Source organism: Enterobacter sp. 61D5 (assembly GCF_034107965.1).
GTDB classification, from domain to species: Bacteria; Pseudomonadota; Gammaproteobacteria; order Enterobacterales; family Enterobacteriaceae; genus Enterobacter; species Enterobacter cloacae_M.
Genome location: NZ_JAWNFK010000020.1, coordinates 14,278 through 33,207, shown reverse-complemented (window position 1 = coordinate 33,207; position 18,930 = coordinate 14,278). Strand labels below are relative to the sequence as shown.

The 18,930-nt window shown below is 57.6% G+C and carries 18 protein-coding genes; 4 read left to right on the top strand and 14 right to left on the bottom strand.

What is annotated here, in order from left to right; translation table 11 throughout:
* Positions 1 to 32 precede the first annotated feature (32 nt).
* Entirely contained in the window at positions 33 to 491 is a 459-nt protein-coding gene (gpt, locus tag UTM25_RS17975) for a xanthine phosphoribosyltransferase (RefSeq protein WP_010427903.1), read from the bottom strand.
* Between the two features lie 260 nt (positions 492 to 751).
* On the opposite strand from gpt, the gene pepD reads away from it, so the two are divergent.
* A complete protein-coding gene (gene pepD, locus UTM25_RS17970; RefSeq protein WP_194399652.1) occupies positions 752 to 2,209 on the top strand; it encodes a cytosol nonspecific dipeptidase in 1,458 nt (485 codons plus the stop codon).
* Between the two features lie 62 nt (positions 2,210 to 2,271).
* Here the strand turns inward: pepD and dinB are convergent, their stop codons facing one another.
* The 8 genes from dinB to UTM25_RS17930 all read right to left on the bottom strand — a co-directional run bounded on the left by dinB (position 2,272) and on the right by UTM25_RS17930 (position 9,478).
* Entirely contained in the window at positions 2,272 to 3,330 is a 1,059-nt protein-coding gene (gene dinB / locus UTM25_RS17965) for a DNA polymerase IV (protein ID WP_194399651.1), read from the bottom strand.
* Between the two features lie 108 nt (positions 3,331 to 3,438).
* Positions 3,439 to 3,639 (bottom strand): (Na+)-NQR maturation NqrM, encoded by a 201-nt coding sequence (nqrM, locus tag UTM25_RS17960; RefSeq protein ID WP_194399650.1) that lies wholly within the window; start codon positions 3,637 to 3,639, stop codon positions 3,439 to 3,441.
* 2 nt (positions 3,640 to 3,641) lie between these two features.
* Positions 3,642 to 4,865, bottom strand: a complete 1,224-nt coding sequence (nqrF, locus tag UTM25_RS17955; RefSeq protein WP_194399649.1) for an NADH:ubiquinone reductase (Na(+)-transporting) subunit F — start codon at positions 4,863 to 4,865, stop codon at positions 3,642 to 3,644.
* Between the two features lie 10 nt (positions 4,866 to 4,875).
* Entirely contained in the window at positions 4,876 to 5,472 is a 597-nt protein-coding gene (gene nqrE / locus UTM25_RS17950) for an NADH:ubiquinone reductase (Na(+)-transporting) subunit E (RefSeq protein WP_023334613.1), read from the bottom strand.
* Between the two features lie 6 nt (positions 5,473 to 5,478).
* Positions 5,479 to 6,117: an NADH:ubiquinone reductase (Na(+)-transporting) subunit D gene (locus UTM25_RS17945; protein WP_014882676.1), complete on the bottom strand. Its 639-nt coding sequence runs from the start codon at positions 6,115 to 6,117 to the stop codon at positions 5,479 to 5,481.
* Positions 6,110 to 6,904 carry a Na(+)-translocating NADH-quinone reductase subunit C gene (locus UTM25_RS17940; protein ID WP_194399648.1) on the bottom strand — a complete coding sequence of 265 codons (795 nt, stop codon included), beginning with the start codon at positions 6,902 to 6,904 and terminating at the stop codon, positions 6,110 to 6,112. The genes UTM25_RS17945 and UTM25_RS17940 overlap by 8 nt, the downstream gene beginning before the upstream one ends.
* A complete protein-coding gene (locus UTM25_RS17935; RefSeq protein ID WP_194399647.1) occupies positions 6,897 to 8,132 on the bottom strand; it encodes an NADH:ubiquinone reductase (Na(+)-transporting) subunit B in 1,236 nt (411 codons plus the stop codon). Before UTM25_RS17935 ends, UTM25_RS17940 begins: the two co-directional genes overlap by 8 nt.
* A 2-nt stretch (positions 8,133 to 8,134) precedes the next feature.
* Positions 8,135 to 9,478 carry a Na(+)-translocating NADH-quinone reductase subunit A gene (locus UTM25_RS17930; protein WP_194399646.1) on the bottom strand — a complete coding sequence of 448 codons (1,344 nt, stop codon included), beginning with the start codon at positions 9,476 to 9,478 and terminating at the stop codon, positions 8,135 to 8,137.
* Positions 9,479 to 9,776: 298 nt separating this feature from the next.
* On the opposite strand from UTM25_RS17930, the gene dpaA reads away from it, so the two are divergent.
* Entirely contained in the window at positions 9,777 to 10,517 is a 741-nt protein-coding gene (dpaA, locus tag UTM25_RS17925) for a peptidoglycan meso-diaminopimelic acid protein amidase (protein ID WP_194399645.1), read from the top strand.
* Here the strand turns inward: dpaA and UTM25_RS17920 are convergent.
* On the bottom strand, positions 10,488 to 11,255 hold the full coding sequence (locus tag UTM25_RS17920) for a class II glutamine amidotransferase (protein ID WP_023310496.1): 768 nt from the start codon (positions 11,253 to 11,255) through the stop codon (positions 10,488 to 10,490). The genes dpaA and UTM25_RS17920 overlap by 30 nt on opposite strands.
* 48 nt (positions 11,256 to 11,303) lie before the next feature.
* Positions 11,304 to 11,882 (bottom strand): D-sedoheptulose 7-phosphate isomerase, encoded by a 579-nt coding sequence (gene lpcA / locus UTM25_RS17915; protein ID WP_010427884.1) that lies wholly within the window; start codon positions 11,880 to 11,882, stop codon positions 11,304 to 11,306.
* Between the two features lie 239 nt (positions 11,883 to 12,121).
* Here lpcA and fadE point away from each other — a divergent pair, with 239 nt between their 5' ends.
* Together fadE and UTM25_RS17905 are read left to right on the top strand one after the other, a co-directional pair.
* Positions 12,122 to 14,566, top strand: a complete 2,445-nt coding sequence (gene fadE / locus UTM25_RS17910) for an acyl-CoA dehydrogenase FadE (protein ID WP_194399644.1) — start codon at positions 12,122 to 12,124, stop codon at positions 14,564 to 14,566.
* A 108-nt stretch (positions 14,567 to 14,674) separates the two neighbouring features.
* The gene (locus UTM25_RS17905) at positions 14,675 to 15,445 is read left to right on the top strand and encodes an amidohydrolase (RefSeq protein ID WP_039263863.1); all 771 of its coding nucleotides are present in this window, start codon (positions 14,675 to 14,677) and stop codon (positions 15,443 to 15,445) included.
* 51 nt (positions 15,446 to 15,496) lie between these two features.
* On the opposite strand, the gene UTM25_RS17900 is transcribed toward UTM25_RS17905, so the two are convergent.
* From UTM25_RS17900 to UTM25_RS17890, 3 genes are read right to left on the bottom strand one after another with little or no spacing between them, the layout of a single operon-like run.
* Positions 15,497 to 17,098, bottom strand: coding sequence for a gamma-glutamyltransferase family protein (locus tag UTM25_RS17900; RefSeq protein WP_194400084.1), 1,602 nt, complete (start codon positions 17,096 to 17,098; stop codon positions 15,497 to 15,499).
* Between the two features lie 9 nt (positions 17,099 to 17,107).
* A complete protein-coding gene (locus UTM25_RS17895) occupies positions 17,108 to 17,983 on the bottom strand; it encodes an ABC transporter permease (RefSeq protein ID WP_029739694.1) in 876 nt (291 codons plus the stop codon).
* 2 nt (positions 17,984 to 17,985) lie between these two features.
* Positions 17,986 to 18,927, bottom strand: a complete 942-nt coding sequence (locus UTM25_RS17890) for an ABC transporter permease (protein WP_194399643.1) — start codon at positions 18,925 to 18,927, stop codon at positions 17,986 to 17,988.
* Positions 18,928 to 18,930 lie beyond the last annotated feature (3 nt).

Genomic DNA, 18,930 nt, shown 5'->3' with positions numbered 1-18,930 from the left:
CATAGCCGGGCGTGTAAAGTTACGTACTGGTATTAACGGCCTGAAATAGGCGGTACGAAGACCACGCCCATATCCCATGGCTGTTCAATCCAGGTGTCCTGCGGGATGTCAATCACGTAATCGTCAACCAGGGGGCGGCCAGCAGGCTTCGCGAAGATAGTGACGAAATGTGCTTTCGGATACATTTCGCGGATAGCGACCGCAGTACCGCCGGTATCCACCAAATCATCAATAACGATGAAGCCTTCACCGTCGCCTTCCGCACGTTTCAGCACGGTCAGCTCACGCTGGTTGTCATGGTCATAGCTGGAGATGCAAACGGTATCGACATGACGAATACCCAGCTCACGTGCCAGCAGCGCCCCCGGTACCAGACCGCCACGGCTGACGGCAATAATGCCTTTCCACTGTTCGGAAGGCATCAGACGCGCAGCCAGTTTGCGTGCGTGAATCTGCAACATGTCCCAGGTGACGACGTATTTTTCGCTCATGTGAAGTGTCCCAGCCTGTTTTTATACGGCTTAAAAAGTGTTCGAGGGGGAAATAGGTTGCGCGAGATTATAGAGATCTGACGCACTAAAAACCAGTGTTTAGCGCCCTCTGCCTGAGTTTTTACATGCTTTATGCTACCAGCCAGCAGAGAAAGTGGTATTCTCAGTTTCATCTCGCAAGCCTGACTTGTGGTAACTATTAACCTGCTAACCCTGTGACCTGCAACCCTGTTTGCAGCGCCACGACAAGGAGACTTATCGTGTCTGAACTGTCTCAATTATCTCCGCAGCCGCTGTGGGATATTTTTGCGAAAATCTGCTCCATTCCACACCCTTCCTACCATGAAGAACAGCTTGCCGAACATATTATGGGCTGGGCGAAGGAAAAAGGTCTGCATGCTGAACGTGACCAGGTTGGCAACATTCTGATCCGCAAACCTGCTACCGCAGGGATGGAAAACCGTAAACCGGTTGTGCTGCAGGCGCACCTGGACATGGTGCCACAGAAGAACAACGACACCGTTCACGACTTCACCAAAGACCCGATTCAACCGTACATCGACGGCGACTGGGTGAAAGCACGCGGCACCACGCTGGGCGCGGATAACGGCATCGGTATGGCCTCTGCGCTGGCCGTGCTGGCCGACGACAGCGTTGAGCACGGTCCGCTGGAAGTGCTGCTGACCATGACCGAAGAAGCGGGCATGGACGGCGCGTTCGGTCTGCAGGCGAACTGGCTGCAGGCGGACATCCTGATCAACACCGACTCTGAAGAAGAAGGTGAGATCTACATGGGCTGCGCGGGCGGGATTGATTTCATCTCTACCCTGCCGCTGTCGCGCGAAGCGATCCCTGCAGGCTTCCAGACCTTCAAGCTGACGCTGAAAGGGCTGAAAGGCGGCCACTCCGGCGGCGATATTCACCTGGGTCTGGGTAATGCCAACAAGCTGCTGGCGCGCTTCCTGGCAGGCCATGCAGCTGAGCTGGACCTGCGTCTGGTGGACTTCAACGGCGGCACCCTGCGTAACGCGATCCCACGCGAAGCGTTCGCCACCGTAGCGGTTCCTGCTGCAAAAGCGGACGAGCTGAAAAATCTCTCCACCGTATACCTGGATATCCTGAAAAACGAACTGTCGGCGAAAGAGAAAAACCTGACCGTGGTGCTGGAATCTGTTTCTACAGATAAAGCCGCGCTGACCGGGCAATCTCGTGACACCTTCGTTCAGCTGCTGAACGCGACGCCAAACGGCGTGATCCGCAACTCTGACGTGGCGAAAGGCGTGGTGGAAACCTCACTGAACGTGGGCGTGGTGACCATGAGCGACGACAGCGCGGAAATCGTCTGCCTGATCCGCTCGCTTATAGATAGCGGTAAAGAGTACGTGGTGAGCATGCTGGAATCTCTCGGTACGCTGGCGGGCGCGAAAACGTCTGCAAAAGGCAGCTACCCGGGCTGGCAGCCGGATGCGAGTTCTCCGGTGATGGCGCTGGTGCGTGAAACTTATCAGCGTCTGTTCAACAGTACCCCGAACATCCAGGTGATCCACGCGGGTCTGGAATGTGGTCTGTTCAAGAAACCGTATCCGGATATGGATATGGTGTCCATCGGGCCAACCATTACCGGTCCGCACTCGCCGGATGAGCAGGTTCATATCGAAAGCGTCGGTCACTACTGGACGCTGCTGACTGAACTGCTGAAAGCGATCCCAGTTAAGTAGCACCCTCCCCGCTCCCAAAGGGAGAGGGTGAAAAACGCAGGCCCGGTAAATACCGGGCTTTTTTACAGTCCCAAAACCAGCTGACGCTCTAACTGCGGATCCAGCAGCGTGACGTGCAATCCCACCAGCCTCACCCCTCGCCCGCCCCGGCGCTCTTCCCATGCCTTTTTCGCCGTCGCGATAAGATCGTCTTTATTCAGACGCGGCCAGACGTGTTCCTGCGTGGTCTGCTGGAAGTCGTTGAATTTAAGCTTGATGCCCTGACGGGCGATGAGCAGATCCGGCTTCACCTTGCTTAAGCGTCGTTCCAGCTCAGGGTAAAGCTGTTCCGTGATAATGGTTTCGCATTCGGTCCAGTCATGAATATCTTCAATGAGGGTGCGCTCAACGCCGACGGATTTCCGCAGCCGCTCGCTGTTCACATCGCGATCGTCAATCCCCTGGCTGCGCTCCCACAGCACGCGGCCAAACTTTCCAAAGCGCTTGAGCAGCATGGCGAGATCGCTTCGCTGCACGTCTTCGCAGGTCCGTAGCCCCATGCTTTCCAGCTTTGCGGCGGAGACTTTTCCCACGCCGGGGATTTTGCCGAGCGGCAGCGTTTTCAAAAACGCCGGCACCTCGTCAGGCGTGATGACGTATTGACCGTTGGGCTTATTTAAATCGGAGGCAATTTTGGCGAGGAATTTAACGGGCGCGACGCCCGCCGAAGCTGTCAGATTCAGCTCGTTGAAAATTGTCTGGCGGATCTCCTGCGCCATCAGCGTGGCGGAGCCGTGGCAGTGCACACTGTCGGTCACATCCAGATAGGCTTCGTCCAGCGACAGCGGCTCTATCAAAGAAGTATAGCGGGAGAAGATTTCCCGAATATGAAGGGAAGCTTCTTTATAAGCTTCAAACCGGCCGGGCAGAAGCGTGAGATGAGGGCAGAGCTTTAACGCCATCGCCGTCGGCATCGCGCTGCGCACGCCAAATTTGCGCGCAGGATAGTTGGCGGTGCTGATGACACCACGCTGAACGCGGCTGCCGCCAATGGCGATGGGAATATCCCGCAGCGCCGGGTTGTCACGCATCTCCACTGCGGCAAAAAAGCAGTCCATATCGACATGGATTATTTTGCGCATAGTAAGCCCTCACTCATTACTGGATAAGTATACAGTAAACAAAGGAGGATTGAGAAGCAGATGTGAGAACGCCGGGTGGCGGCTTTGCCTTACCCGGCCTACAAAAAATTAAATAATGCGCTGCTGTTCGCGGGCCATCCTTTTCTTCCGCGCATCGCACGGTTCCGGGCAGTCGCAAACCTTTTCCATCCCAATAGAGGAAATACCGCCGCAGCTGCCCTGAATGCTTTTCCGCTTAACGATCCAGCCTAACGACATGCCGAAGATGACAAACACAAAAACCACAAAGGTTGCCAGAAACGTCAGCATTATCAGCCTCCAAAATCATCGAGCAAGATGTTCTCATCTTCGACACCGAGATCTTTCAGCATCTTAATCACGGCGGCGTTCATCATCGGCGGACCACACATATAGAACTCGCAGTCCTCAGGCGCCGGGTGCTGTTTGAGGTAGTTTTCATACAGCACGTTGTGGATGAACCCCGTATAGCCCGTCCAGTTATCTTCCGGCTGGGGATCGGAAAGTGCCACATGGAAGGTGAAGTTCGGGTTTTCACGCGCCAGCTGTTCAAACTCATCTTCATAGAACATCTCGCGCAGCGAGCGCGCTCCGTACCAGAAGCTGATCTTACGCTGGCTCCCCAACCGCTTGAGCTGGTCAAAGATATGCGAGCGCATCGGGGCCATACCGGCACCGCCGCCGATAAAGACCATTTCCGCGTCGGTATCTTTCGCGAAGAACTCCCCGAACGGTCCGGAGATCGTCACCTTATCGCCAGGCTTCAGGGACCAGATGTATGACGACATCACGCCCGGCGGTGCATCCGGCACATTCGGTGGCGGCGTGGCGATACGCACGTTGAGCATGATGATGCCCTTCTCTTCCGGGTAGTTGGCCATCGAGTAGGCGCGCAGCGTCGGCTCTTTCACCTCCGAGACAAAGCGGAAGAGATTGAATTTGTCCCAGTCGGCACGATACTCATCCGGCACGTCGAAGTCCGCGTAGGCCACGGTATGCTCAGGACACTCAATCTGAATGTATCCCCCGGCGCGGAACGGAACATCTTCCCCTTCCGGCACCCTCAGTTTCAGCTCTTTAATAAAGGTGGCTTTGTTATCATTAGAGATAACCTCGCACTCCCATTTTTTTACGCCGAAGATCTCTTCCGGCAGCTCAATCTTCATGTTCTGGCGCACCGCGACCTGGCAGGCCAGACGACAGCCCTCTTTTGCCTCACGCTTTGTAATATGCGCCAGCTCGGTTGGCAGAATATCGCCACCGCCCTCTTTTACCGTCACGCGGCACTGCCCGCAAGAGCCGCCGCCGCCGCAGGCGGAGGAGACAAAAATGCCGTTACCGGAGAGCGTGTTGAGCAGCTTGTCTCCCGCCGGAGTGCGGATCTGATTCTGCGGATCGTCATTGATATCAATGACCACATCCCCTGAATTGACCAGCTTCGCACGCGCCGTCAGGATCAGCCCTGACAGCACCAGTACTATCAGCGTGAACATCACCACGCCAAGAATAATTTCCATCTGTTAGCCCTTATAGCTGCACACCGGAGAAGGACATAAAGCCCAGCGCCATCAGCCCGGTGGTGATAAAGGTGATCCCTAAGCCACGCAGACCCGCAGGCACGTTGGCATATTTCATTTTCTCGCGGATCCCCGCCATGGTGACAATCGCCAGCATCCAGCCGATGCCGGAACCAAAACCGTACACCACGGATTCACTGAAGTTGTAATCACGCTGAACCATAAACGAGACGCCGCCAAAGATGGCGCAATTCACCGCGATCAGCGGCAGGAAGATCCCCAGCGCGTTGTACAGCGACGGGAAATATTTATCGAGGATCATCTCGAGGATTTGCACCAGCGCCGCGATCACCCCGATAAAGGTGATAAAGTTCAGGAAGCTGAGATCAACCCCTTCCACCAGCGCGCCGTCCCGCAGCACAAAGTTGTACACCAGATTGTTAATCGGAACCGAAAGCCCCAACACAACGGTGACCGCCACGCCCAGGCCAAATGCCGTGGAGACCTTTTTAGACACGGCAAGGAACGTACACATGCCGAGGAAAAAAGCGAGCGCCATGTTTTCAACAAACACCGCACGCACAAACAAACTCAGGTAATGAGCCATCGTCGGTTACTCCTTTTCCTGCTGCTCTGGCTTCAGCGTACGAATCAGCCAGATCAACAAACCGATAATGAAAAATGCGCTAGGGGCCAGCAGGAACAGGCCGTTTGGCAGATACCAGCCGCCGTTCTGCACCGTATCCAGCACCGTGATGCCAAACAGCTTGCCGCTGCCAATCAGCTCACGCAGGAACCCCACGGTCAGCAGGATCACGCCGTAGCCGAGGCCGTTGCCGATACCGTCCATAAAGCTCGCCAGAGGCGGCATTTTCATGGCGTAGGCTTCCGCACGTCCCATGACGATACAGTTGGTGATAATCAGCCCGACAAACACCGAGAGCTGTTTGGAGGTTTCATAGGCGAAGGCGCGCAGCAGCTGATCGACCACGATTACCAGCGAGGCGATGATCGCCATCTGGACGATGATCCTCACGCTGTTGGGAATGTGGTGGCGGATCATCGAGATAAACATGCTGGAGAACGCCGTGACCAGCGTGACGGCCAGCGTCATCACCACCGCCGTTTCCAGCTTGGTCGTCACCGCCAGAGCCGAACAGACGCCCAGCACCTGGAGCGTGATCGGGTTATTGGCGAGCAGGGGGCCAATGAGCACCTTTTTGACTTCTTTCAGTTCACCGGTATCAGCCATTGTTCAGCGCTCCTTCACGTACGTTTTTCAGGAAAGGACCAAAGCCCAGCTCGCCCATCCAGAAATCAAAACTGTGCTGCACGCCTTTTGATGTGAGCGTGGCGCCGGAAAGCCCGTCAACGGCGTAGTCGTCACCGGGACGTGCCGCCCCTTTCATCACCTTCAGCGCAGGCAGGCCGTTATCGTCGAGCACTTTCTTGCCGACAAACTGTGCCCGCCAGTTAGGGTTTTCAACTTCGCCACCCAGCCCCGGCGTTTCGCCCTGGTCGTAATACGTAATGCCTTTTACGGTGCGCCCATCGGTATCAAGGGCCACAAAGGCATACATCATTGACCACAGACCGTTACCGTAAACAGGCAGTACCACTTCCTGAATACGTTTTTGGGGGTCGCGAACCAGATAGATTTCGGCCAGGTTGCTGCGACGCTTAATCCCGGCGGGATCTTGCGATGCCTCCAGCGTCAGGCTCATCTGCGGATCTTTAAGCGCCAGCGCCTGGTTGAATGTTGCCGGGTCTTTATCCAGCAGTTCACCCGTTTTTAAATCCACAAGACGCGCCGAAATACGTTCAGCAAAGACGGCCGAAACGTCGTCTGCGCTCATTCCTTCCTGCATCAGCCCGGCGACGGCCAGAATGTTGCGCTGTTTATCGAGCGCACGTTGCTCCTGCTGCAGAGGTTTTAACCCCACGGCAGAACCGGCCACGACAATAGAACAGACCAGACAGAGCACCAGCACCACCAGCAGCGTTTTGCTGATACTGTCGTTATTTTTAACTTCAGCCACGCGCCTTCCTCCGCTTAATGTTGGCCCGCACCACCAGGTAATCGAAGAGCGGCGCAAACAGGTTGGCAAACAGAATGGCCAACATCATTCCTTCCGGATACGCCGGGTTGACCACGCGGATCAGGACACACATCGCGCCAATGAGCACGCCATAGCTCCATTTACCTTTGTCTGTAAACGAGGCAGAGACGGGGTCCGTCGCCATGAACATCATGCCGAACGCGAAGCCACCCAGCACCAGATGCCAGTACCACGGCATGGAGAACATCGGATTGGTGGTCGAACCGATCACGTTGAACAGGGTGGCGGTCAGCACCATACCGAGCATCACGCCCGCAACGATCCGCCAGGAGGCCACGCGACCAAAAAGAATGATCGCGCCGCCAAGCAAAATCATCAGCGTAGAGACTTCTCCGATGGAGCCCGGAATGTTGCCAATAAAGGCATCAAACCAGGTGACTGGCTGACCCGTTGCGTTGTTAACCAGCGTTTCGCCGCCGTGTGCCCCCCACTGTGAAAGCGGCGTCGCGCCGGAGAAGCCGTCTGCCGCCGTCCACACCAGATCGCCCGAGATTTGCGCCGGATAAGCAAAGAACAGAAACGCGCGTCCCGCCAGCGCCGGGTTGAGGAAGTTACGCCCGGTGCCGCCGAAGATCTCTTTGGCAATCACCACGCCGAAGCTGATGCCCAGCGCCGCCTGCCAGAGCGGCAGCGTCGGGGGAACAATCAGGGCAAACAGAATAGAGGTGACGAAGAAGCCTTCGTTGATCTCGTGTTTACGGATGATGGCAAACAGCACTTCCCAGAAGCCGCCCACGATAAATACCGTGATGTAAATCGGCAGGAAGAAAACCGCGCCCAGCGTCATCATGCTCAGCCAGCCCGCGTTTGCAGCGAAGCTCACCCCTAACGACTGGGCCAGACGGTAGTGCCAGTCTGACTGGATTACCTGCGCCAGCTGCTGTGCATCGTACATGTGGTGCAGCGCCGGAATGATCTGCAGGCCAACGTTGTACATGCCCCAGAACATAGCCGGGAAGACCGCAAACCATACCAGGATCATCATCCGCTTAAGGTCGATGGCATCGCGAACGTGCGCCGCCCCTTTGGTCACCAGCCCCGGCGTGTAGAAAATGGTCGTCGTTGCTTCATACAACGGGTAGTACTTTTTGAGCTTCCCTTCGGTAAAGTGCGGCTCAATTTTTTCAAAGAGGTGTTTTAAGCCCATGGTTATCCTTCCTGCTCAATGCGGGTTAACACCTCGCGCAATACCGGCCCATATTCGTATTTGCCCGGACAGACATAGGTACAGAGCGCCAAATCTTCTTCGTCAAGCTCCAGACAGCCCAGCGCCTGCGCGCCGTCGGTATCCCCAGCAAGGAGATCGCGTAACAGCACGGTGGGAAGAATATCCAGCGGCATGACGCGCTCGTAGTTGCCAATCGGGACCATGGCTCGCTCGCCGCCGTGCGTGCTGGTTGAGAAGCTAAACAGCTTATTACGCAGGAAGTGGCCCAGCGTGGTCCGGGTGACGGAGTATTTTTCCGCACCGGGCAGAACCCAGCCAAACAGCTCTCTCTCACGTCCTTCCTGCACAATGCTGACCTGTAAATGGAAACGTCCCAGGTACGCGTGCGCATTGACAGCATGGCGGCCGCTGAGGACCGAACCGGAAATCAGGCGGTTTTCCCCCGCTTTCGTTTCCCCCTCCAGCAGCTCATTGATGTCTGCGCCCAGCAGCGTCTTCACCAGACGCGGTTTTTCAGCCTGCGGTCCGCCGATGGCGATGACGCGTTCCGCGTACAGCTCACCGGTGGTGAAGAGCTTCCCGATGGCGATGACGTCCTGATAATTCATATGCCAGACCTGTTTCGTCAGGCTTACCGGCTCAAGGAAGTGAATATGGGTGCCGACCAGCCCCGCAGGATGGGGGCCCGAAAATTCATTAAACGTGACCTGCCCCTGCGGATGTCCGCCGAGCTTGCCGCCGCCGGCCTGGCAAACGTGGACTTTTCCTGACGTGAGGCGGGTTAAAACGGTCAGCCCAGCATCAAAGGCTTTGCGCTGCGCCAGGATAACCGGCTGCGGGTCCACGCTGAGCGGGTTGGTGTCGATTGCCGTAACGAAAATGGCGGCCGGTTCCGTGCCCGGTACGGGGGATTTGCTGAAGGGACGCGTACGAAGCGCGGTCCATAATCCGGAGGCCAGGAGTAGATCCTGAACGGCGTCACGGTTCAGCGATGCGAGTTCTGCTTTGTCGTAATGGGCAAATTCACGCTTTTCATCGCCCTCAATGCGGATAACCACCGACTGCAAAACGCGCCGTTCGCCACGGTTGATGGCCACAACGGTGCCGCTCGCGGGTGCCGTGAACATCACGCCGGGATTTTTTTTATCCTCGAAGAGCGCCTGTCCTTTGATAACGCGATCGCCCTCCTGTACCAGCATTGAAGGACGCATACCCAGGTAGTCTTCGCCCAAAATGGCGACATGACGGACGCTTGCGCCTGTCGAAACGTGCTGCGCTGGCACGCCTGCAATCGGCAGATTAAGTCCTTTTTTAATTTTAAACATGTGGTTAGCAGGTTTCCATGAACAACAATCCAGTGGGCGCGAAGTGTAGCATTTTCCCCTTCTCGCGGGCAGGTAATCCGCCGTCGCGCGCGCCAAATTGCGAGCTAATGCGCAAAGTTCCTGGAGCCATCACGATTTTGATGGTTTATAAAGTAAAACTAATTTGTAAACTCACCGCCCGGCTCTTGCGAAAATCTATAGCGGTGCTAATGTGAGCGCTCCTAACAGAATAATCTGATTTCGGGTCTCTTTTGCCGTCCTGGCAAGTTGGTCATGGTTTTATCAAGGAACTAGTAGTATGCGTAAAATCGCATTGTTCATTGCGATGCTTCTGATGCCGTGCATGTCGTTTGCCGGACTGCTCAGCAGTAATAGCTCAACGACGCCGGTCAGCAAGGAATATAAACAGCAGTTAATGGGATCGCCGGTTTATATTCAGATCTTTAAGGAAGAGCGCACTCTCGATCTGTTTGTCAAAATGGGCGAGACATATCAGCTGCTTGATAGTTACAAAATTTGTAACTACTCCGGCGGACTGGGGCCAAAACAGCGTCAGGGCGACTTCAAAAGTCCGGAAGGGTTCTACAACGTTCAGCGCAGCCAGCTCAAGCCTGACAGCCGCTTCTATAAAGCCATTAACATCGGCTTCCCGAATGCCTATGACCGTGCACACGGTTATGAAGGTAAATACCTGATGATCCACGGTGCCTGCGTGTCTGTCGGCTGTTATGCGATGACCGACTCCGGCATTGATGAGATTTTCCAGTTCGTGACGGGCGCGCTGGTCTTTGGGCAGCCTAACGTACAGGTCAGCATCTATCCCTTCCGCATGACGGACGCCAACATGGCGCGTCACAAGTACTCATACTACGCGGATTTCTGGAAACAGCTGAAGCCTGGTTACGACTACTTTGAGCAGACCCACAAGCCACCGGTGGTCTCTATCGTCGATGGCCGTTACGTGGTCAGCAAACCGCTGAGCCACGAAGTCGTCCATCCGCAGCTGGCGTCAAATTACACGGTCCCCGAGACAAAATAGTACCCACTCGCCTGGCATAATCTTTTGCCAGGTTTCGTTGCCCGTGAGCGGCTGCGTAGCAATGACTGTGACCACATCGTTCGGTGTGGTCTCCTTCTGAAAGTCTATCTCCACATCCTGATCGAGCAGCGTCGCAACGCCAAACGGCGCGCGGCGGGTGATCCAGAACAGATTCGTCGAGCAGAACGCCATCACATAGCGGCCGTCAGAGAGCAGCATGTTGAACACGCCTTTTTCACGCAGTTCAGATGCCAGCGTCGCGATGTATTTGAATACGGCAGTCATGTTGCCGGGCGTGCGGGGATAGCGCTCCGTCAGCTTGTGCAGCAGCCAGCAGAAGGCTTTTTCGCTGTCCGTTTCGCCAACAGGGCGGAAATTGCCCGTCTCCAGCGACTTATAGCCCGTGAGTTGCCCGTTGTGCGCATAGGTCCAGTTGCGGCCCCACAGTTCACGGGTAAACGGATGGGTGTTTTCCAGCGCCACTTCGCCACGGTTAGCCTGACGGATGTGGGCGATCACCGAGCGGGACTTGATGGGATAGTCCTGCACCAGTTTAGCAATCGGTGAGTTAAAGCTGGGCTGTGGATCTTTGAACGTGCGACACCCTTTGCCTTCGTAGAAGGTGATGCCCCAGCCGTCTTTATGCGGCCCGGTTCCTCCACCGCGCTGAACCAGCCCGGTGAAGCTAAAGCAGATATCGGTTGGCACATTGGCGCTCATCCCGAGCAGTTCGCACATAAAACACCTCCACAACAGCGGGGGGCACCGGAGCCCCCCAGCGAAGTCTTACTTAACCATCTCTTTTTCGATCAGCTGGATCAGGATGTGGATCACTTTGATGTGAATTTCCTGAATACGGTCAGCATAACCGAAGTGCGGAACGCGAATTTCGACATCCGCCGTACCGTCCATCTTACCGCCATCTTTACCGGTCAGGGTGATGACTTTCATCCCTTTTTCACGCGCGGCGGCGATCGCTTTGATCACGTTGCCGGAGTTGCCAGAGGTAGAAATCCCCAGCAGCACGTCGCCTTCACGGCCTACCGCTTCAACGTAGCGGGAGAAGATGTGGTCGTAACCGAAGTCGTTGCCTACGCAGGAGATGTGGCTCACGTCGGAAATCGCAATCGCCGGGTAGCCCGGTCGGTTTTCGCGATAGCGTCCGGTCAGCTCTTCTGCGAAGTGCATAGCGTCACAGTGGGAACCGCCGTTACCGCAGGAAAGCACTTTGCCACCGGCTTTAAAGCTGTCGGCCAGCAGGACCGCTGCGCGCTGAATAGCGTGAATATTGGCATCATCTTTCAGAAAGTTCGCCAGCGTTTCCGCCGCTTCGTTCAGTTCGTTACGAATAAGATCCTGGTACATGAGGATAATCCTTCAGTATTGATGAAATAACACAGTGGAGTGTACCGGATAGCGGGAAAAGCGAGAAGCTAAAGCCATGCGAATCGTCCGGCGTTTTGCTTTTTCGTGCCGGCGAAAACGCGAACAATGTGAACCATGTTGTAATTATTTTGTAAACACATTGCTAAAGGAAATAACATCAACTACAACCATATCATCACAAGTGGTCAGACCTCCTACAAGCAAGGGAGCTTTTCTTTATGATGATTTTGAGCATTCTCGCAACCGTTGTTCTGCTCGGTGTGTTGTTCTATCACCGCGTAAGTTTATTCCTGAGCAGCATGATTCTTCTGGCCTGGACGGCTGCGCTTGGCGTCGCAGGCCTCTGGAATATCTGGCTTTTAGTCCCTCTTGCCATCATTCTTCTGCCGTTTAACCTGGCCCCGATGCGTAAATCAATGATCTCTGCGCCGGTGTTCAAAGGCTTCCGCAAAGTGATGCCGCCGATGTCGCGCACCGAGAAAGAAGCGATTGATGCGGGCACCACCTGGTGGGAAGGCGATCTGTTCCAGGGCAACCCTGACTGGAAAAAGCTGCATAACTATCCGCAGCCGCGCCTGACCGCTGAAGAACAGGCCTTTATTGACGGCCCGGTGGAAGAAGCGTGCCGTATGGCCAATGACTTTGCCATCACCCATGAAATGGCCGATCTGCCGCCAGAGCTATGGGCGTATCTGAAAGAACATCGCTTCTTCGCGATGATCATTAAGAAAGAGTACGGCGGTCTGGAGTTCTCCGCTTACGCTCAGGCTCGCGTCCTGCAAAAGCTGGCAGGCGTCTCCGGGATCCTGGCGATTACCGTTGGCGTGCCTAACTCCTTAGGCCCGGGCGAACTGCTGCAGCATTACGGTACCGAAGAGCAGAAAGATCACTACCTGCCGCGTCTGGCGCGCGGTCAGGAGATCCCGTGCTTCGCGCTGACCAGCCCGGAAGCGGGTTCCGATGCGGGCGCGATCCCGGATACCGGCGTGGTCTGCATGGGCGAATGGCAGGGCGAACAGGTGCTGGGCATGCGCCTGACCTGGAACAAGCGTTATATCACCCTGGCGCCAATCGCCACCGTGCTGGGTCTGGCCTTTAAGCTCTCTGACCCGGAAAAACTGCTGGGCGGCGAAGAAGATCTGGGCATTACCTGCGCGCTGATCCCAACCTCTACCCCAGGCGTTGAAATTGGTCGCCGTCACTTCCCGCTGAACGTGCCGTTCCAGAACGGTCCGACCCGCGGTCAGGACATCTTTGTGCCGATTGACTACATCATCGGTGGCCCGAAAATGGCCGGTCAGGGCTGGCGCATGCTGGTGGAATGTCTGTCTGTGGGCCGCGGCATTACCCTGCCGTCGAACTCAACCGGCGGTCTGAAGTCGGTCGCGATGGGGATTGGCGCTTACGCCCACATCCGCCGTCAGTTCAAAATCTCCATCGGCAAGATGGAAGGTATCGAAGAGCCGCTGGCGCGTATTGCGGGCAATGCCTACGTGATGGATGCCGCTGCTACTCTGATTACCTACGGCATTATGCTGGGCGAAAAACCGGCCGTGCTGTCCGCGATTGTAAAGTACCACTGTACCCACCGCGCGCAGCAGTCGATCATTGACGCGATGGATATCGCGGGCGGTAAAGGCATTATGCTCGGCGAAGGCAACTTCCTGGCGCGCGGCTATCAGGGCGCACCGATTGCCATCACCGTGGAAGGGGCAAACATCCTGACCCGCAGCATGATGATCTTCGGTCAGGGCGCAATCCGCTGCCATCCGTACGTGCTGGAAGAGATGGCCGCCGCGCAGAACAACGACGTGGATGCCTTCGATAAGCTGCTGTTCAAACATATCGGTCACGTGGGCAGCAACAAGGTGCGCAGCTTCTGGCTGGGCCTGACGCGCGGTCTTACCAGCGCGACGCCGACCGGCGATGCGACCAAACGTTACTACCAGCATCTGAACCGTCTTAGCGCCAACCTGGCTCTGCTGTCTGACGTCTCCATGGCGGTGCTGGGCGGTAGCCTGAAGCGTCGCGAGCGTATCTCTGCCCGTCTGGGGGATGTGCTGAGCCAGATCTTCCTGGCCTCCGCGGTCCTGAAGCGCTACGACGACGAAGGCCGTCAGGAAGCGGATCTGCCGCTGGTGCACTGGGGCGCGCAGGATGCGATGTATCAGGCTGAACAGGCGATTGACGACCTGCTGGCGAACTTCCCGAACCGCTTCGTGGCGGGTGCCCTGCGCGCGGTGATCTTCCCGACCGGTCGTCACCATCTGGCGCCGTCCGACAAGCTGGACCACAAGGTGGCGAAGATCCTGCAGGTACCGAGCGCAACCCGCTCCCGTATCGGTCGTGGTCAGTATCTGACGCCGACGCCGCATAACCCAGTGGGTCTGCTGGAAGAGGCGCTGCTGGACGTGATGGCTGCCGATCCGATCCACCAGAAAATCTGTAAACAGCTGGGCAAAAACCTGCCGTTTACCCGTCTGGACGAACTGGCAAAACAGGCGCTCGCCGGCGGCATTATCAATAAAGATGAAGCTGCTCTGCTGGTGAAAGCCGAAGAGAGCCGTCTGCGCAGTATTAACGTGGATGATTTCGAACCGGACGAGCTGGCGACGCAGCCGGTAAAGCTGCCGGAGAAGCACCGTAAACCTGAAGCGGCATAACGCGTTTCGCTTATACAAACCCCGCCTCGCGCGGGGTTTTTTATTGCCACATTTTCTCGTAATGACGTGCTACAGTGTCAAAAAGCGGTCTTTTGAGGAGTCTGTATCGTGCCTGGTTTGAAGATTTCGATTTTGCAGCAACCTTTAGTGTGGATGGATGGCCCCGCCAACCTGCGCCACTTTGATCGTCAACTGGAAGAGATTACCGGGCGTGATGTGATTGTCCTGCCGGAGATGTTCACAACCGGCTTCGCCATGGAAGCGGCACAACAGTCAATGCCGCAGGATGAGGTGGTCGCCTGGATGCATGCCAAAGCGCAGCAGACCAACGCGCTGATCGCCGGGAGCGCCGCCCTGCAAACGGATCGCGGGCCGGTGAACCGCTTCCTGCTGGTGGAGCCGGAAGGGAAAGTGCATTTTTACGATAAACGCCACCTGTTCCGCATGGCGGATGAGCATCATCACTATGAAGCGGGTCACGAACGCGTGGTGTTCGAGTGGCGCGGCTGGCGTATTCTGCCGCTGGTCTGCTACGACCTGCGCTTCCCGGTGTGGTCGCGCAACCGCAATGATTACGACCTGGCGCTTTATGTTGCCAACTGGCCTGCACCGCGCTCCCTGCACTGGCAGTCGCTGCTGGTGGCGCGCGCGATTGAGAATCAGGCGTACGTGGTGGGCTGTAACCGCGTGGGAACCGACGGCAACGGGCATCACTACCGCGGCGACAGCCGGGTGGTGAATCCGCAGGGCGAGATCATTGCCACCGCCGAACCGCATCAGGCGACGCGCATTGATGCGGAGCTGTCGCTGACGGCGCTGCAGGAGTATCGCGAGAAGTTTCCGGCCTGGCAGGATGCGGATCCGTTTAGCATTGGGTGAAATTTTCCCCTCACCCCGCCCCTCTCCCAACGGGAGAGGGAGGATAAAACATTAACTCACCAGCGCCTGCCCGTCTTTGCGGCTTTCCGTCGCGGCCACGTAGTGTCCTTCCGGCAGGCGATAAATCACCTGCGCCCCACCGAAGTTGTAATCCTGAAGCGGATCTTCCACCACGATCTGATGCCCCCGCTCGCGCAGCGCGGCGATGGTATTGCGATCGAAGGTCGATTCAACGATCACCTCCCTGCCCTGCACCACGCGCCAGCGCGGGGCATCAATTGCCGCCTGTGGGTTTTGCCCGTGCAGCATAATGCGCAGCGCCATCTGCATGTGCCCCTGCGCCTGCATCGGCCCGCCCATCACGCCGAAAGACATCAGCGGCTGGCCGTTGCCGTCCATCGCAAAGCCCGGAATGATGGTGTGGAACGGGCGCTTGCTGCCCGCCAGCGCGTTCGGGTGATTGGGATCCAGCACAAACCCGCAGCCCCGGTTTTGCAGGCTGATCCCCGTATCCGGCACCACAATGCCTGAACCGAAGCCCATGTAGTTGGACTGAATAAACGAGACCATCATCCCGCTGGCGTCGGCGGTGCTGATGTAAACCGTGCCGCTTTGCGTCGGGGAACCGTAGACAAAATCTGAGGCCTTGTCGCGATCGATAAGCGCCGCGCGCGACTTCAGATAATGGTCGCTCAGCAGCTCTTTCGCCGCGAACGCCATATGGTCTTCATCCGCCACGTAGCGGTCGAGATCCGCCAGCGCCAGCTTCATCGCCTCAATGGACAGGTGCAGGGACTGCACAGAATCCGGATGATGCTTCTCAATGCCGCACTGCTCCAGAATGCCGAGCGCAATCAGCGTGGCGATCCCCTGGCCGTTTGGCGGCAATTCCTGCACCGAACCGCCCGCGAAGTCGCGCGACAGCAGCGCTACCCAGTCCACGCGGTGGTTTGCCAGATCTTCAGCCGTCAGGTGCGCGCCGTGTTCTTTGGCGAAAGCGGCAATTTTCTGCGCCAGCTCGCCGCGGTAAAAGGCTTCACCGTTGGTGCGGGCAATCAGCTCCAGCGAGTTTGCCTGCGCCGGGTTACGGAAGATTTCCCCCACGCGCGGGGCGCGGCCTTCCGGCGCGAAGCAGGCGCTAAAGCCCGGCTGATCTTTCAGCTTGCTATAGCCGCGCTGCCAGAGATGGCCGATCAGCGGGGAGACCGGGAAACCGTTGCGCGCGTAGTCAATGGCTGGCTGCGCCAGCGTGGTCAGCGGCAGCGTGCCGAAGCGTTCCGCCAGCGCAACCCAGCCGGATACCGCACCCGGCACGGTCACCGCGTCCCAGCCAATTTCCGGCACCGCGGTTTTACCGGCAAACAGATCCGCATGCCAGCTCGCAGGCGAACGACCGGACGCGTTCAGGCCGTGCAGCTTTTCGCCGTCCCAGACGATGGCAAAGGCGTCGCTGCCGATCCCGTTGCCGGTCGGCTCAACCACCGTCAGCGCCATCGCGGCGGCAATGGCCGCATCCACGGCGTTACCGCCCAGCTGCAGCATTTTCATTCCCGCCTGTGCCGCCAGCGGTTGCGACGTGGCGACGGCGTTATGGCCCATCATTGGCGGACGGCGTGAAGCGTAACCGGACGTAAAATCAAGCGCTTTGGTCATCATGACTCCTTAGTCGTGGCGCGGATCGAGCGCATCGCGCAGCCCGTCGCCGAGTAAATTAAAGCCCTGCACGGCAAGGAAAATCGCCACGCCGGGGAAAACGGACATCCACGGCGCCTGCTCCAGAAACCCTTTCGCGGTGTTGAGCATGGAGCCCCATGACGGATTGGGCGGCTGCTGCCCCAGCCCTAAAAACGACAGGCTGGCTTCGGCGATAATCGCCGAGGCAATCGCCAGCGTGGCCTGCACGAGGATCGGCGACATCACGTTCGGCAGGACGTATTTAATGATGATCCAGCGATCCGGCAGGCCAATCGCCCGCGCGCCGTCGATGTACTCTTCGTTGCGAATGGCGATCACCTGGCCGCGCGTCAGGCGGGCGAAGATCGGCATCGCCGAAAGACCGATGGCGATCATCGCGTTGGTCAGGCTCGGGCCCAAAAACGCCCCCAGCGCGATCGCCATGATCAGGAACGGACAGGCCAGCAGCGCCTCGATAAACCGCGAGATCACCCCGTCCCACATCTTCTGGAAGTAACCCGCCACCAGCCCCAGCGGCACGCCGATAACCACGGCAATCACCACAGACATACAGCCCGCCATCAGCGAGGTGCGCGCCCCCCAGATAATGCGGGATAAAATGTCGCGCCCCAGCTCGTCGGTGCCGAACCAGTACATCGCCGACGGCGCTTTGCGCACCGCCAGGAAGTTGGCTTTGACCGGGTCGAACGGGGCGATCCACGGCGCCAGCAGCGCCACCAGCACAAAGAACCCCACCACCACCGCGCCAATCACCGCGCTTTTGTTGGCGAGGAATTTCTTCAACACCCGGTTTTGCGCGCGCGGCAGCGCGGGCGTAACGGTTTGGGTCGTCAATTCCGCCATGGTTAACCTCGCATTTTCGGGTTGATAAGGACGTAGAGCACGTCGGCCAGCAGGTTGAGCATCAGGAAGCCGATCGCCACGATCAGCACCACGCCCTGCACCACCGCGTAGTCACGGTTAAATACCGAGTCGACGATCATCTTGCCGAACCCCGGAATGGTGAAGACCTGCTCGGTCAGCACCGCGCCGCCCAGCAGCTCGCCGAACAGCAGCGTGGTGAGGGTGATGACCGGTACCAGCGCGTTGCGAAACGCGTGCTTCAGGATCACCGCCTTCGGCAGCAGCCCCTTAGCGCGCGCGGTGCGGATATAATCCGCCTTCAGCACCGCAATCATTGAGGCGCGGGTATGACGCATCAGCGTCGCCGCGAGGCCGGTTCCGAGCACGGACGCGGGCAGCAGCAGCGTGCGCAGGTTCTGAAGCGGATCTTCAGTGAACGGCACGTAGCCGGATGCGGGCAGCCACTGCAGGTTCACCGAAAAGACCAGAATCAGCAGGATCCCCAGCCAGAAGTGCGGGATCGAGATCCCCGAGATCGCTACGAAGTTCGCCCCGTGATCGACCCAGCTGTTTTTGTTCACCGCCGCGAGGATCCCCATGCTGATGCCAAACACCAGCGCGATTATCATCGCCAGCAGCGACAGCTCCAGCGTGACCGGCAGCTTGCTGGCAATCAGCTGCGTCACCGGTTCGTGCGTGCGTAAGGAGACGCCCAGATCGCCCTGCAGCGCCCGCGTCAGCCAGTGGAAATACTGCACGGGGATCGGCGCATCGAGGTTCAGCTCCGCGCGCAGCTGGGCGATGACCGCCGGGTCGCGCTCCTCCCCGGCCATGGCGATCAGCGGGTCGCCGGGCAGCAGCTTTTGCAGACCGAAGACCATCATGCTCACCAGCAGCAGGGTTGGTATAGCCAGCAGCAGACGTTTGCAAATCAGTTCCAGCATGGG

Bases quoted from the DNA above. Each gene is read 5' to 3' on its own strand.
- gpt (WP_010427903.1), bottom strand. From the start codon at position 491: ATGAGCGAAAAATACGTCGTCACCTGGGACATGTTGCAGATTCACGCA.
- dinB (WP_194399651.1), bottom strand. From the start codon at position 3,330: ATGCGCAAAATAATCCATGTCGATATGGACTGCTTTTTTGCCGCAGTG.
- nqrM (WP_194399650.1), bottom strand. From the start codon at position 3,639: ATGCTGACGTTTCTGGCAACCTTTGTGGTTTTTGTGTTTGTCATCTTC.
- nqrF (WP_194399649.1), bottom strand. From the start codon at position 4,865: ATGGAAATTATTCTTGGCGTGGTGATGTTCACGCTGATAGTACTGGTG.
- nqrE (WP_023334613.1), bottom strand. From the start codon at position 5,472: ATGGCTCATTACCTGAGTTTGTTTGTGCGTGCGGTGTTTGTTGAAAAC.
- UTM25_RS17945 (WP_014882676.1), bottom strand. From the start codon at position 6,117: ATGGCTGATACCGGTGAACTGAAAGAAGTCAAAAAGGTGCTCATTGGC.
- UTM25_RS17935 (WP_194399647.1), bottom strand. From the start codon at position 8,132: ATGGGCTTAAAACACCTCTTTGAAAAAATTGAGCCGCACTTTACCGAA.
- UTM25_RS17930 (WP_194399646.1), bottom strand. From the start codon at position 9,478: ATGTTTAAAATTAAAAAAGGACTTAATCTGCCGATTGCAGGCGTGCCA.
- dpaA (WP_194399645.1), top strand. From the start codon at position 9,777: ATGCGTAAAATCGCATTGTTCATTGCGATGCTTCTGATGCCGTGCATG.
- UTM25_RS17920 (WP_023310496.1), bottom strand. From the start codon at position 11,255: ATGTGCGAACTGCTCGGGATGAGCGCCAATGTGCCAACCGATATCTGC.
- lpcA (WP_010427884.1), bottom strand. From the start codon at position 11,882: ATGTACCAGGATCTTATTCGTAACGAACTGAACGAAGCGGCGGAAACG.
- fadE (WP_194399644.1), top strand. From the start codon at position 12,122: ATGATGATTTTGAGCATTCTCGCAACCGTTGTTCTGCTCGGTGTGTTG.
- UTM25_RS17900 (WP_194400084.1), bottom strand. From the start codon at position 17,098: ATGACCAAAGCGCTTGATTTTACGTCCGGTTACGCTTCACGCCGTCCG.
- UTM25_RS17895 (WP_029739694.1), bottom strand. From the start codon at position 17,983: ATGGCGGAATTGACGACCCAAACCGTTACGCCCGCGCTGCCGCGCGCG.
- UTM25_RS17890 (WP_194399643.1), bottom strand. From the start codon at position 18,927: ATGCTGGAACTGATTTGCAAACGTCTGCTGCTGGCTATACCAACCCTG.